Here is a 14,764-nt window from a genome sequence, read left to right on the forward strand (position 1 = left end):
TTATAAAAGAATTGCTGGTTTATGTTAATATCTTCTGTTTAATTTTCAAAGACCATTTCTTCGTCGCCCTCAAGCGACTTTCTTAGTTTAACATCACTTTGAAACTTTGTCAACAACTTTTTTCAAAACTTTTAATTTGTTTTGTTAAGTTGTTTCCGCATCTCTTAGCGACGAGATTTATCTTACCATGTAAAAAAATAAGTTCTATTATAAAATTTCTTTATTTTTTAAAAGTATTTTAAAAATAATCAATTTTTCATAAAAATACTAATATTTTTGTATAAAGATACACTTGGATAAGTTGCTTTATATTTATATTTATTAATATTCCAATTAAACATATTTATGTAAATTAATTTATTAAATTAAACTAATAGGCTCCCCAAAATAATATTTTTCTATCTTCTTTAAGGTGATAAATATAAAAATATAATAAATCTTATTTGATTATTACTTGTTATGGAAAATTAATAAGTATAAAATTTAAATATACTTTTGATAAAAATATTTTTATTTAAGGAGATTTTTAAATGGCTGCTAAATTTAATAATGATTGGGATGAACTATTAAAAGATGAATTTTCTAAAGAGTATTATCTAAAACTTAGAAACTTTCTTATAAATGAATATAAAACAAAAACAATATATCCTAATATGTACGACATATTTAATGCATTAAAATTTACACCATATAATGATGTAAAAGTTGTTATTTTAGGGCAAGATCCTTATCATGGTCCTAATCAAGCTCACGGATTTAGCTTTTCTGTTAAACCAGGGGTTAAAACTCCACCTTCTTTAAGAAATATGTTTAAAGAATTAAAGGATGACTTAGGTTGTTATATTCCAAATAACGGTTTCTTAGAATCTTGGGCTAAACAAGGTGTTCTTTTATTAAATACTGTATTAACTGTTAGAGAAGGGCAAGCGAACTCTCACAAAGGAAAGGGTTGGGAAATATTCACTGATAAAATAATAAAATTATTAAATGAAAGAAAGGAACCTGTAATATTTATACTTTGGGGAAGAAATGCTATATCAAAAGAAAATTTAATAAATAAAGATTTTCATAAAATAATAAAATCTGTTCATCCAAGCCCTCTTTCTGCAACTAGAGGATTTTTTGGTTCTAAACCTTTCTCAAAAACTAACGAATTTTTATTATCAATAGGAAAAGAACCTATAGACTGGCAAATTCCTAATATATAAAAATCATAAAAATAACATGGCATATATTAAAGTAATTTTCTTTTATACAGGAAACTTTTAAGGAACATATTAATATACTCTTAATAGAAGATATTAATATAAAGGGGTAATTCAATGAGTAATATTATAAATTTTGAAGAAGATTTCAACCTTGTTCCTATAAATCTTAAAGCAAAAAAAGATTTTTCATTCTTATCTATGGATGAAATAAAAACTTTAAATGAAAGTACTAAAATAGAAAAAAAACCTATTGTAAATAATAATATATTAAAAAAGGATTATATAAATAATTTATTTATGAAGAATTATTCTGAAACAACCTTTGTTAAGACTTTAATTGTTGTAAAGAAAAAAGAAGAATTATTCGACTAGATATTTTAGTTAAGAAATTACATAAATAAAACTTCTTTATAAATTTATAAAGAAGTTTTATTTATTCTTTCTTTAATTTAATTTTAATAAGCATAAGGTAGTAAATAAAAAAAAGAAGTAGTTTTTTTCTACTTCTTTTTCTTTATTAAAAGACTTATAGAGCATAGTAGGGGGGAATTAGCACTATATTTTTTCTATAAGTCTTAAATAAACTTAAATATAAATTTTTAAATCAATTTTAAAACTAAGATATATTCTTTAACTTCTTTATTTTAAAAGCAAAGAATAATTGTTATATTTATAATATTATACCATGTTTTTTACTTTGTAAAGAGTTATTTATTACTATTTATTAAGTTATTTTTTAACATTTTATTCCTTTTATAGTAATCCTACTATTTTAGTGCCATGAAGTTCTTTAGCTCCAGTATATAATTGTAATTCATTATAATTTTCTTTAGTTACTCCTCCTCCAATTAGTATTATTATTTTATCCTTAGAATACCTAACTAAGTCCTTTAAAATATCTTTATTTTTATAAGCGTTTCCTTCTCCACCCTTTGTTAAAACTCTATCTACTCCTATACTTATAAGATTATCTAAAGCTTTAAACTTATCCTCTATTTCATCAAAAGCCATGTGGAAAGTTACACTTAAAGGACTAGCAAATTCAACAAACTCCTTAGTTAACTCAAAGTCTAATGTGTTATCTTCTTTTAAAAAGCCAAAAACAACACCAGACACTCCTAACTTTTTGCAAAGTAATATATCATTTTTCATAATATCTAACTCTTCTTTACTATATACAAAGTTTCCTCCTCTTGGTCTAATAATAACATTTATATCTATATCTATATCTTCTTTACATTGAAGTATAGTACCATAGCTTGGAGTAGTTCCTCCCTCTAATAAATTATCACAAAGCTCTATTCTATCTGCTCCTAATTCAAAAGCTTTCTTCCCCTCTTTATAATTTCCAACACAAGCTTCTAATTTAATATTCATAATCCTCTCTCCTCCTCAGTAATGTTTCTTATTGATTCTAATTCTGTATTTTCTATGTTTATATTTCCCCCTCTTCTCTCAAAGCCTTTAAAGTCAAAATTTAAAAACATTAAATCAACTTTTTCTTCTCTTAATATTTCTAATATTTTTATGTTAACTTCCTCCTTAAGTTTTTCATATTTTAAATAATCTAACTCCTCTGTGTAAAAATATATAAATATACCAAAACCATAAGTTGAAAGTTCATTAAAACTTACTATTATTAAATTTTTATCTATTTTATCATGTTTTTTTAGCATATCTTCTATTTTATTAACAGAATTTTTTATACTTTCTATTTCTGTTTTATAATCCATTATAAATTTAAAATGAATTCTTCTTAAATTTCTTTGAGTCCAATTTATTATATTGCTATTTGCAAGTTTTGAATTTGGAACAGTTGCAATTGCCATAGAAAATGTTCTTATTCTTGTACTTCTAAAACTTATTTCCTCTACAATTCCTTCAACTTCTCCAGCCTGTATCCAATCACCAATTGCAAAGGGTTTATCTAACATAATTACCATGCCTCCAAAAAGATTAGAGCAAGTATCTTGAGCAGCTAATGCAAAGGCAACTCCACTAACTCCTAAACCTGCTATAAAGCCTGTAAATCCAAATTCATTAGCTATTATAATTATTCCAATTAAAAGAATTAGAAGTCTAATAACTATAGAAATAAAGGGAAAAACTATAGTATTGCCCCCTTGATTTTTATGAAGTTTAGAATAAAGAAGAGAATTTTCTAGAGTTAAATTGTATATAAAATACATAAAAGAAATTATTAAACCCACTCTTAAAATTTTAGGAGTATATAGAAATTTTATTCCTAAAGAATCTAAATTCATAACTTTAAAAATTGCATAAATCCCACCAAAAATAACCATTAATTTCAATGGATTTTCTAAAGCCTTAACTATTGTATTATCTAAATAATTTCTAGTTTTTTTTGCTCCTTTAATAAATATTTTAAATAAGTTTTTTATTAAGATTTTATTTATTACAAGTACTATTATTAAAATCAAAGCTATAGTTATTATCTCTTTAAAGTTTATAATTGTAACTCTCCCTAAAATTCTTTCTATCTCTTTCATGATAATCACCTCACTATTCTGCTTTTATTTTTTCCTTAAAGCTTTAATTTATTTTTAAATAGAAATAGACCTATATAAAATTTTTAATTTTATATAGGTCTATTAATTCCCACCTTTATACTATTTTATAAAAGTATGTGCTAACTTCCTTGAACTTATTTTTACTGTGGAGTATGTGCTTTTATATAAGATTTAACCTCTTCTGGCTTAATATTTAAAATTACTGCAAATTCTTCATTTATCAGCTTTTCAGCAACTTGCATAATTTCATCATCACCCTTACAAGCTTTTTTTCCATCTAATTTTCTTTTCTTTTTATCTAAATATATGCTCCTTATTAAAACAATTAAATCATCACAGTTTCCACTTCTAAGCATTGTTTTAAACTCATCATTTCTTTGTCTATCATTATCTATCCATAAAGTTTCTGTATCCGGAATATTATTTATAATAGATTCTACATCCTCTTTAGATAAAAGAGTTCTCATAGAAATCTTCTTATTATCAACAGGAATTTTAATTACTGTTTTTTTGGGATACTTAGAATAAACGGGGCTTAAAACATAGTATTCCTTTTCAGTATTATTCATAAGATTTTCTTTAGTAATATCTATAACCTGACAAACGCCAACTGTTCCATACATTATATAATCATTAATTTTAAACAATAAAATTTCACCTTCCTTAAATTAAAATTTTGTCTTATGTAAGATTTAAAGACTTTTTTCACCTTTTAACTCAAGTAGTTAGTCTTATACTTTTCTAAAATAAAAAAAAGTAGTCTTAACAACTGGAATTACGTCATTAAAACTACACGCTGCATATTTATATTTTACCACATTAAAAATATTTAATGTATGTAAATATTTTATTTTTAAATTTTTTATAAAATTAATAAATATATCTATTCATATTTTCACTATAATACATCTTATATTTAAGATTTACCTATATTAATAATCGAAATTAATTATAAAGCTTAATTTCATTACTCTTGGCATATTAAAAACAATAGTTTTATAATTAAAATATATACAAATTTTTGGAGATGATTTTATGGATTATAAAATAAATAAACTAAAAGAAATAATAGAAAATAGTGAGAATATAGTATTTTTTGGTGGTGCAGGAGTTTCTACAGAAAGTGGTATTCCTGATTTTAGAAGTGCTAAAGGCTTATTTAATGAAAAACTTAATATAAATTTTACTCCTGAAGAAGTTGTTTCTCATAGCTTTTTTGAAAAATATCCAGAAGAATTTTTTAAATTTTATAAAGATAAACTTATTTACCCTAATGCAAAACCTAATGATGCCCATATTGCTTTAGCAAAACTTGAAGAAAGGGGAAAACTAAAAGCAATAGTAACTCAAAATATAGATGGACTTCACCAAAAAGCAGGAAGTAAAAATGTTTTTGAACTTCATGGCTCTGTTCTTAGAAACTATTGTGTAGATTGTAATGCTTTTTATGATGAACAATTCATTCTTAAATCTGAAGGAGTACCAAAGTGTATTAAATGTGGAGGTATAGTTAAACCTGATGTAGTTTTATATGAAGAACCCTTAGATGACAATATTATTAGAGGTTCTATTGATGCTATTTCAAAGGCAGATACTCTTATAATAGGAGGAACATCTCTTATTGTTTATCCTGCTGCAGGACTTATAAACTATTTTAGAGGAAAGAATTTAGTTTTAATAAATAAAAGTTCAACCTCTGCTGACTCTAAGGCTAACTTAGTTATAAATGATTCAATTGGTAAAGTATTAAAAAAGGTTGTTGAATAAAAGAAAGGGCTAATATTTATTTATATTTTAATAGCTCTTTATAAGTATAAGCTCTAAAAAATTATGTAATTAATTTTTACTTTAAGCAATATATTATATTAAACACTAATTCTTAAGGAGTATCATTAATTGATTTACTTTTGTATATTTATAATAATACTTGCTATGGCATCTATAATATTTATTTATTATCAATGCAATATAAAAATTACAGAATATAAAAGACAAATACTAACATTAACAAATCAACTTTCAAAGTATAAAGATACTGCTTATAAAAATAATAAAAATCAAAAAAAAACTTTAATAATAAATTTTAATACACCTGAATTTAAATATGGAATAGTATTACCTAATACTGCTATTTTTCTATCTCCTTCAGAAGAATCTATAGTAATTGCAAAGACTAAAGGTAAGCATCAGGTAAAAATACTAGATGAAGCTGAAATAAATAAAGAAATTTTTTATTACTCCTTATTAAATACAGAATCAAAAATAAACTGTAATGGCTGGATAAAAAAAAGTCAGTTTTCTATGCTTATGGAGGATAATAATATTTAAAATTTCTCTACTTAATTCAACTTAATAAATTTAAAATAATAAAACACTAGCTTAAAGCTAGTGTTTTATTATTTTAAATTTATTTTAGTGTTTCACTACTTTCTCCTAATAAAATTGTTTTTTCACTTGGAATAAACTCCCCTGTGTTATTATTTCTACCTTGTAAAAAATATCTTTCATCCTTCTGTCCCATTGTATCAATAGCCTTATCACAAAGTTCTCCTATTTTTCCACCCTTACATCTATTTATTATTAAACTAACCTTTGTATCTTCAAAGTCTGATAGCATATAATAATCTCCATTACTATCTCCTCCAGCAATTACAGGACCTTTTTTATGAACTGGAACTAAAAATTTATTTATAGTTTCTGTTTTTCCTTTACCTTGAGTTTGAAAATAATCAGGATTTAACTCTGCCTTAATTCTTCCATCATCTGTTTTTAGAAGTTCCATAGCATATATATTTTCCTTTGGAAGTTCATAACCATATTTAGGATTAGTAGCAAACTCTTTAACTACATCAATATAAGATGCTGAACATATGTAAACATCTATTCCATTTTTCATTAAAGTTTTATATAGATTTTGTTGCTCTTTTATAGTTCTTAAACCTGTATCAAAAGTAACTGAAACAACCCCTGCCTTTCCTGGCATATTTTCACTACTTGTCCAAGTTTCAACCCCTAGTTTTTCTTTTAGCCAATAATCATTAGATTTTTCAGTAAGCTTAGCTACCTCATCAGAAGTCATACCTTTAAAAAGATATGTAACCCAAGGATAACTAACATCTGAACTAAAAGACTCTCCTATAGCACTATATAAATATCTAAGCTTTGCTTTAAAATCCATATATTGCTCATCTTTTTGAATTTCTTCTAAGGATTTATCTCCCTTAAACCCTTTATAATTATCATATAAATATCTATAATCCTTTATAATATCTTCTGATATACTATCTATATTCACAGGTTTCCCCTCTTTATTATTACACTTATCTGAAAAGTTATCTTTTGGTATATTTGTCTTTATAACCTCTTCTAACTCCTCTGGAGTCATTTTAAATTCTAAATTTGTTAATTGATAGGCAAGTAAAGCCTCTTCAACATCATTCATTATTGTTGTGTTATCCCAATCAAACACTGCATAAGGCTTTTCCTTATCATTATATCCCTTACTATCTTTGCCATATTCTTTTATTACCTTTTCTAAAGCACTATAGTTATTACTATACCAATTTAACTCCTCTAGTCCATAATTATCTTTTTCATCTTTCTTTTCTTCAACATTAACCTTTGAATCACTAGCACTATCATTATTTGTGTTATTATTTCCACAAGAAACAAATGAGAATGCAACTACAGATGATAAAATAGAAGATAAAATTATCTTTTTTACATTTTTCATAATACCCCTCCTAAAAACTCTATTCTCTTTTATTTTTAACTTTTAATGAGAATCTATTATTTTTAGGTACCTTAAACGTTTACAAACTCTCATGATTATTATACCAAATATTTTGTAAATATAAAGTATTTTTTGAATTTTTATTGAATTTTTTAATATTTTATCCATATATTTTCTAATAAAAACAGGTTTATACTAAAAATTAAATTAAATAATTAGTATAAACCTTATAAAAACTATCTTTTTAAAAAGGAAAATAACCCTTTTTTCTTCTTTTTAATTTTTTCTCCACTAAATACAACATCTTTATTATTTATTAAGGAAAGCGCATTTTCTTCAAACTTTTTGCTTATTCCAGGAACTAAGCTTTCTGCTGCTTCACAAGCTTCCCTTAAATCTGTATTTCTTCCTCCGCTAGTATGAGCATCAGAACCAATAAAACTATATATGTTGTGCTTTAAAAATAATTCTGCAGTTTTTTTAACATCTCTACCAAAAAAGCCAGTTAAACTTCCTCCATTTAATTGAAATAAATATCCTTCTTCAATAAATTGATTTATAAGTTCATGGTTATTTATAAAATCAGAATATCTTTCTACATGGGCAATTACAGGAACTATCCCTCTTATTTTCAACTCATATAATTCATTTATTGCTTTTTGAAAATTTATTTTATCCATAGGAAATTCTATTAACATATATTTTGACTTAGCTAAAGTCCCTATGTCTCCTAAATCATAATCTTCTAGAATATAATTATTAAAAAATATCTCTTGCCCTTGATAAATTTCAATCTTTAATTTATTATCCCTAGCTAATTTATTTAATTCATTTACTTTATCTTTTAAATCTTTATAACTCTCAGTCCAGTATCCTTTAAAAAAATGAGGAGTTGCTATTATTTTTGTTGTGCCAGATTCCTCTGCTTTTTTTAACATCTCTAAAGACATCTCAATACTTTTTGAACCATCATCTATATTAGGTATTATATGTGAATGTATATCTATCATATCTTCCTCCTTAAACAATCTCTAAAAGAATTTAATAACTCTCTTAAAGTAGAATTTAAATATATAAAACAATAAAAATCTTTTTTCAATCAAAAATTTTATATGAATATTTTACCATATTTTACTGTTAAATAACATTAGATTATAATAACAATTTAATAACAAAAAAATAATAAAAGCTATATAATTTTATGCCTTCATACTATTTTTTTAGCATAAAAAATATAGCTTTTATTTTTCAATTTATTTTTCAAAACTTTTCAATTTCTCACATAAAAGTTCTATTGTATCACTTCTATTTCTTAATTCTTCTTCATAAAAAAAATTTATCCTATAATTTAAAATCAATATTAAATTTAATATATTTTCAGAAAAACTTAATTCAAATTCTTTTTCCTTTTCTTCTTCCTTAAGACTTTCATAAATTTCTTTAATTTTAAAATTAGAATTATCCATAAAGAAAGCTTCTTCTATAAATTTACTAGCCTTATCTATTTCTCCCATTTTACCATATAACAAAGCTAAAAGAATTCTTACCTCAATTAAATCACCTTTTAATTTATAAACTTCCTCTAAAAGCTTAATAGATTTATTATATTCCTTATCTCTTATTAAGTTTACTCCTTCTTTAAATTTACTCTCTAAAAGTTTAAATTCTTCACTTTCCATATAATCTAAAAAACTAATAGCTTTATTATTAATCTCCATAGTTACACTTTCTTCAAAGTAATATTTAGCTCCTTTAAAATCACAATACATATATTTTATTATGCCTAGTATGTTTAGAAAATCTATATTTCTTATTTTCTTAAAATAAATATTTTCTAAAAAGTTTTCAGCTTCTTTTAAATTCTTACTTAATACTAAATTAAGGACATAATCATATATATAATCTAAATTTAAATTCATATGACACCTATAAATTTAATTTACAAAGTCAAAAAGAAAGTCTGTAAGTTCCTCATCTAATTTCATAAGTGCTCTCTTATCCTTATCCTCTATTGCATTTTTCATGTTACCCATTATTTCCTCAAGTTTTTCTCTTTCTGCACTTGGAAGCATAGGAATTTTCTTTTCTGCTAATTTAAAATTAGGCTCTACTAATTTAAATAAATTATCATTTTTCCAAGATATTAAACTTTTATTTTCATTCTTTAAAACTACCTCCTTAGCTTCCTCCTTATTTCTATCTTCCTTAAATTTAGTAGACATAATTTTTGAAATTTCTTCTCCTGTAGAAAGAATCTCTGCTGAAACATTTAATATTCCATTTAAATCATAAGTAAATGTAATATCTATTTTTTCTTTTCCTGTACTAGCTTTAGGAATTCCTGCTAATATAAATTCATCTATTAAGGTATTATCACTTGTATATCTGCTCTCTCCTTCATAAACACTTACTAAAACTTCTGTTTGATTATCCATAACTGTGCAGTATCTCTTTGTAACAATTGCAGGTAATTTAGAATCTCTATCAATTATCGGATCAAATATCCCTCCCTTTAACTCTACTCCTAGGGTATAATTACAAGTATCAGTAACTATTATTACACTAGATGAATCTCCAAGGGGAATATCATTTTTAATAGCAGCTTGTACTGAAGCACCTAAAGCAACAGCCTCATCTGGATTTACTCCCTTTGCAATCTTTCCATTAAAATTTTTATCTAACATATTTCTTACATAAGGTATTCTACTAGAACCACCAACTAAAAGAACAATGTCTATACTATCCTCTGTAAGATTTGCATCACTTAAAGCCTCTGAAACTATATCATAAGTAGAATCTATTATATCTTTTATATTTTCTTCAAATTCTTCTCTTGTTAAAACCATTTCTAAGTTTATAGGATTATTATCCTTATCTGCACTTATATAAGGTAAAACAATTTCTGCCATCTTAGATGTAGATAAAGTCTTTTTAGCCTCCTCTACCCCCTCTTTAAGTCTTGCTAAAATTCTACTATCTTCTAAGTTTAGTTTTACTCCTGTAGACTTATTAAACTCTTTAACTACATAGTCTATTAATTTATCATCAATATCTTTTCCACCTAAATAATTATTTCCTCTACTAACCTTTACATCTAAAACTCCATTAAACATCTCTAATATAGTAACATCAAAGGTACCTCCACCAAAATCATAAACTAATATATTACCATTTTTATCTAAGTTATCTAAGCCATAGGCCATAGCAGCAGCTGTTGGCTCATTTATTATTCTCTCAACCTTAAAACCTGCTAGTTCTCCTGCACTTTTTGTAGCTTTTCTTTGTATATCGTTAAAATTAGCAGGAACAGTTATTACTGCTTCTTCAACTTCTTCTCCTAAAAAATACTCAGCAATCTCCTTTAATCTTTTTAATATAAGCGCTGAAATTTCCTCTGGTCTATACTCTTTACCCTGAATATTAATAATATTATTTGTTCCCATAATTCTTTTAACTTCTGAAACAGTTAATTCAGGTTTTAATAAAATTTGATTTTTAGCTTTTTTTCCAACTCTTATATCATCTCCTTCTATAGAGACTACAGAAGGTATAGCATGTTCATCTCCCTCTTCAATATTTCTTATTATACAAGGCTTTCCATCTTTAACATAAGCAATTTCTGAAGTTGTTGTACCTAAATCAATACCTATTATTTTTCCCATTAAATTTCCTCCTTATTTTTAACTACTACTACCTGAGCCACTCGCTCAATTCTTCCCTTGTATATGTATCCAAATTTTAAAACCTCGTTTATTTCAAAATCTTCTTTTTCCTTATTCCAAATAGTGCTAACACATTCATGTAAGTTTTCATCAAATATATTTTCTTTTTCATCAATAAGAATCATATCTAAATTTATTAAATTCTTTTTTATTGTGTTTAATAAATTACTCATAGCTTTTTTTAAATTTTCGTCCTTAGATTTTTCACTAAAATCTTTTATATACTTTATATTATCAACTATAGAAATTAACCCTTTAACAAGTTTCTTTTCTCTTAGTTCTAACTCTCTATTAAGTCTTTTATATCTAATATCTTCTTCTTTTTTTTTATTAATTTCTTCCTTAATCTCATTAATCTCTTTTCTAAACTTAAAAAACTCCTCAAAATACTCTTGATTTATACTTTCATTTTGTATTGCTATTTTTTTTATTGAACTTTTTAAGTCCTTAATATCTTTATCTTCAAAATAAATTTCTTTATACTCTTTTTCTTTACATATATCCCTTAAAACTTTCTCATAATTCACCTAAATCCCCCCCTTATTTTATCTCTCAAATTATCTTTTAAATTCTTAAATAAACCTTTAGAGGGACTATTATTTTCATTATTAATAAAAGTATCCTTTACTCTTTTATCCTCTTCCTTATTTCTATTTATTCTTTTTATCTTGCTATACCTACTTAAAATTTTTTCATTTATTTCCTTAGTTTCTAAATAAACATTTCTATAATCCTTCTTTAACTTTCCTATTGAATTTATTAATTCATGATTTTCAAAGCTAAAATTTTCAAAAAATATTAAGTTTATATTCTCAACATCCTTATTAAAATTAACATCACCTTTTAAAAATTTGTTTACCCCATTATAAAATATAATCTTTTTATAATTTCTATCTATTTCTTTATCCTCATATAACCTAGAAAGTTCTAAAAAACTTCTTCTAAAATACATTATTTTGCTTAAAGTTTTCTTATCCTTTTTTTCATCTATTAAAACTAAAGCTGTTGCTGTAAGCTTAGAACCATTTTTAAAATGAAATTCTTTTAAAAATCTATCTAATAAAGAAAAAATATCTTCCTTTATTTCCTCATAATCTTCCTTTAAACTATATTCACTTAAAGCTCTACAAACTTTTTCAAAATCACTTTTTAAATTTAACCTGTCTGCTACATCTAAAAATTTAATATATATCTTATATTTTTTAGAATTTATATTTTCATTTTCTATCCCTTTTCTAAGAACTTTAAGGGCATTTTTATAATCCTTTTTTTCATAACTGTTATAAATATTAAATAATTTAATATAAAAATCTACCTCTGCATTTTTTAAATTCAAGCTCTTTTTTAATACATTTTCTAAGCCTTCATAATCCTCGCTTTCCTCATAAAGCTTTATTAAAAATTTATAATAGTCTATATTATTTGGTTCAGCTATAATAAGTTCTTTTATTAACTTAGCAGACCTTTTATAATTTTTAACCTTCATTAAAGCTAAAGCTAAATCTCTTTTTATTCTTGAATGATTAGGATAATTTTTTAAAACCTCTTGAAAATTTAAAATAGCTAAATTATAATCTTCATTTTTTAAAGCATCTAAAGCTTGATCTAATATCCTCTTTCCTTCACTATCAAAGTTATCTAAAATATATTCTTCTTTCTTAGCTTTATCTATTAAAATTTCATAGGCATCCCTTATAAATCTATATTCCTTAGGAGATTTTTCAGGTGGATATTTTTTAGTCATAGCAAAATATGCTTTTTTAATTTCATTATCAGAGGCATCTATTTGAATATTTAATTCTTTAAAATAATCTATCATATACTCCTCCTAAAAATAATAAACAATAATCTCTATACCATAACTTTATTTCAGTAAAACTAATAATATTCATCTCTTAAAATAAAATTCTTTATAAAAGTAAACTTAATATTTTATTTAAAGTAGTAAATCTATAAAAATATCTATATAAAATAAAATAGGATTAAAAGTAAAATACTAAAAATTCTTAGTTTATTACTTTTAATCCTATTTTTATATTTTATAAAATTTTAATTAAAAACTAGTAGCTGTACTTTTTGAAAACTTTATAGAAGTAAATACTACAAAAATAATTCCTAATATAAGTAAAGCTATAAGCATAAATGGATATTTACTAATGACTAAAGGAAGTACTAACATTCCTAATAAATTAAAAATTATATGGACTGTTATATTTCCAAAAATTGAATTAGAATACATGTAAATAAAAGCTAATAAAATTCCTAAAATAAAGGTATATATTCCTTGAACTAAGTTTAAATGCATAACTGCAAAAATTAATGCTTGAAGAGAGATTGCAAGTTTTATATTATAATTTTTTCTTAAATATCCAAAAATCAATCCTCTAAAAACTATCTCTTCATATATAGGAATTAAAAATATAGCTACAAAAATTTCAACTGCTGACCCTCTTGCTAATGCCATAGTTTGTGAAACCTTAGCATAACTAGGTACTAATTGACTTAATATAGCAGCTAAAGCTAATAATAATATACTTATTCCTACACTAAAAAATAATATGTAAATATATTTTTTAAAAGATATTTTTCTTAAACTTATTTCTTTAATAAGTCTATCTTTTGAAGGAATCAATATAATTGCTATTAATATTAAAGTAAATATATCACCCAAAATAGTTAAGGCAAATATGTTTTTTTGGAATAAAGCAATATTATTCTTAGTAACTCCAATAAATAATCCTTGAATAAATCCTACAACAAATAAATTAAGAATTGGAAATCCTAAGCATACTCCTAATGTTTTTAAAAATTTTTTCATAAGTATCTCCTTTTTAAATTTAATGATTAATAAATTTAAAATTACTCCTATTTTATATTTTAAATCATTCAAAGGAATAATCTGTCTTTTAATGTTAATTATAAACATTAATGTATTTTTTGTAAACTTTTATATAATTTATTCATATTCAACATATTTCTTTAAAAAGAAAAAAGACATCATAAATCAATTAAATTTATGATGTCTTATCTTTTTTATTAAATTACTAAATCTTTTTATTTTTTAGATTTATCTTTTTTTCTAAATAATAATTTTAATCCTGCTAATATTGAAGCTAAACTTACTAATGGTAATGGATTAGCAACCCCTGTATTAGGTAATTGTTCTACAGCATTATCATTGTTTCCATTATTGCTTTCATTGTTACTTTCATTGTTATTTTCGTTATTGTTTCCATTATTATTTTCATTATTACTTTCATCATCAACTACAGTAACAGTAATTGTCTTAGTTACTGATGCTCCATTGCTATCTGTTACTTTATAAGTTACCTTATAAGTTCCAGCCTTATTCATATCTACATTATTGTATATAATGTTTGCTTCTGTTAACTTAATATCCTTATCTTCTTCGTCATAAGCAGTTACTCCTTCTAAAGGATTGAAGCTTTGTCCTACGGTTAAGACCTTGTCTTCCGCCTTTATAACTGGTACATGATTTATTACTTCTTGCTTTGGATTTACCTTAACAGTTATTGTCTTAGTTGCTGATGCACCATCTTTATCTGTTAC

15 protein-coding genes are annotated in these 14,764 nt (G+C 24.2%); 4 read left to right on the forward strand and 11 right to left on the reverse strand.

What is annotated here, in order from left to right; genetic code table 11:
* Positions 1-530 precede the first annotated feature (530 nt).
* Both AC4FRL_RS11350 and AC4FRL_RS11355 read left to right on the forward strand, forming a co-directional pair.
* Positions 531-1,208 (forward strand): uracil-DNA glycosylase, encoded by a 678-nt coding sequence (locus AC4FRL_RS11350; RefSeq protein WP_491140356.1) that lies wholly within the window; start codon positions 531-533, stop codon positions 1,206-1,208.
* A gap of 114 nt (positions 1,209-1,322) precedes the next feature.
* The gene (locus AC4FRL_RS11355) at positions 1,323-1,580 is read left to right on the forward strand and encodes a hypothetical protein (RefSeq protein ID WP_491140357.1); all 258 of its coding nucleotides are present in this window, start codon (positions 1,323-1,325) and stop codon (positions 1,578-1,580) included.
* A gap of 381 nt (positions 1,581-1,961) precedes the next feature.
* On the opposite strand, the gene AC4FRL_RS11360 is transcribed toward AC4FRL_RS11355, so the two are convergent.
* The 3 genes from AC4FRL_RS11360 to AC4FRL_RS11370 form a co-directional block, all read right to left on the reverse strand.
* Entirely contained in the window at positions 1,962-2,585 is a 624-nt protein-coding gene (locus AC4FRL_RS11360; protein ID WP_491140358.1) for a copper homeostasis protein CutC, read from the reverse strand.
* Positions 2,582-3,718 carry a mechanosensitive ion channel family protein gene (locus AC4FRL_RS11365; protein ID WP_491140359.1) on the reverse strand — a complete coding sequence of 379 codons (1,137 nt, stop codon included), beginning with the start codon at positions 3,716-3,718 and terminating at the stop codon, positions 2,582-2,584. Before AC4FRL_RS11365 ends, AC4FRL_RS11360 begins: the two co-directional genes overlap by 4 nt.
* Before the next feature lie 161 nt (positions 3,719-3,879).
* Entirely contained in the window at positions 3,880-4,386 is a 507-nt protein-coding gene (locus tag AC4FRL_RS11370) for a CarD family transcriptional regulator (protein ID WP_491140360.1), read from the reverse strand.
* Between the two features lie 388 nt (positions 4,387-4,774).
* Between AC4FRL_RS11370 and AC4FRL_RS11375 the strand changes: the two genes are divergently transcribed.
* A complete protein-coding gene (locus AC4FRL_RS11375; RefSeq protein ID WP_491140361.1) occupies positions 4,775-5,506 on the forward strand; it encodes an NAD-dependent protein deacylase in 732 nt (243 codons plus the stop codon).
* A gap of 129 nt (positions 5,507-5,635) precedes the next feature.
* On the forward strand, positions 5,636-6,067 hold the full coding sequence (locus AC4FRL_RS11380) for a hypothetical protein (protein WP_491140362.1): 432 nt from the start codon (positions 5,636-5,638) through the stop codon (positions 6,065-6,067).
* A 79-nt stretch (positions 6,068-6,146) separates the two neighbouring features.
* Here AC4FRL_RS11380 and AC4FRL_RS11385 read toward each other — a convergent pair whose 3' ends face one another.
* The 8 genes from AC4FRL_RS11385 to AC4FRL_RS11420 all read right to left on the reverse strand — a co-directional run.
* Complete coding sequence (locus AC4FRL_RS11385; protein ID WP_491140363.1) at positions 6,147-7,472, reverse strand: HAD family hydrolase; 1,326 nt, start codon at positions 7,470-7,472, stop codon at positions 6,147-6,149.
* A gap of 236 nt (positions 7,473-7,708) precedes the next feature.
* The gene (locus AC4FRL_RS11390; protein ID WP_491140364.1) at positions 7,709-8,482 is read right to left on the reverse strand and encodes a tyrosine-protein phosphatase; all 774 of its coding nucleotides are present in this window, start codon (positions 8,480-8,482) and stop codon (positions 7,709-7,711) included.
* Between the two features lie 243 nt (positions 8,483-8,725).
* The gene (locus tag AC4FRL_RS11395; RefSeq protein ID WP_491140366.1) at positions 8,726-9,391 is read right to left on the reverse strand and encodes a tetratricopeptide repeat protein; all 666 of its coding nucleotides are present in this window, start codon (positions 9,389-9,391) and stop codon (positions 8,726-8,728) included.
* 15 nt (positions 9,392-9,406) lie between these two features.
* The gene (locus tag AC4FRL_RS11400) at positions 9,407-11,134 is read right to left on the reverse strand and encodes an Hsp70 family protein (protein ID WP_491140367.1); all 1,728 of its coding nucleotides are present in this window, start codon (positions 11,132-11,134) and stop codon (positions 9,407-9,409) included.
* Complete coding sequence (grpE, locus tag AC4FRL_RS11405; protein ID WP_491140368.1) at positions 11,134-11,721, reverse strand: nucleotide exchange factor GrpE; 588 nt, start codon at positions 11,719-11,721, stop codon at positions 11,134-11,136. The genes AC4FRL_RS11400 and grpE overlap by 1 nt, the downstream gene beginning before the upstream one ends.
* Positions 11,718-13,013, reverse strand: coding sequence for a J domain-containing protein (locus AC4FRL_RS11410; protein WP_491140369.1), 1,296 nt, complete (start codon positions 13,011-13,013; stop codon positions 11,718-11,720). Before AC4FRL_RS11410 ends, grpE begins: the two co-directional genes overlap by 4 nt.
* A 234-nt stretch (positions 13,014-13,247) precedes the next feature.
* Positions 13,248-14,012: a CPBP family intramembrane glutamic endopeptidase gene (locus AC4FRL_RS11415; protein ID WP_491140370.1), complete on the reverse strand. Its 765-nt coding sequence runs from the start codon at positions 14,010-14,012 to the stop codon at positions 13,248-13,250.
* Between the two features lie 236 nt (positions 14,013-14,248).
* On the reverse strand, positions 14,249-14,764 hold a 516-nt coding region (locus tag AC4FRL_RS11420; protein ID WP_491140371.1), incomplete at its 5' end, for an immunoglobulin-like domain-containing protein.

Source organism: Clostridium sp. TJA032 (assembly GCF_058310275.1).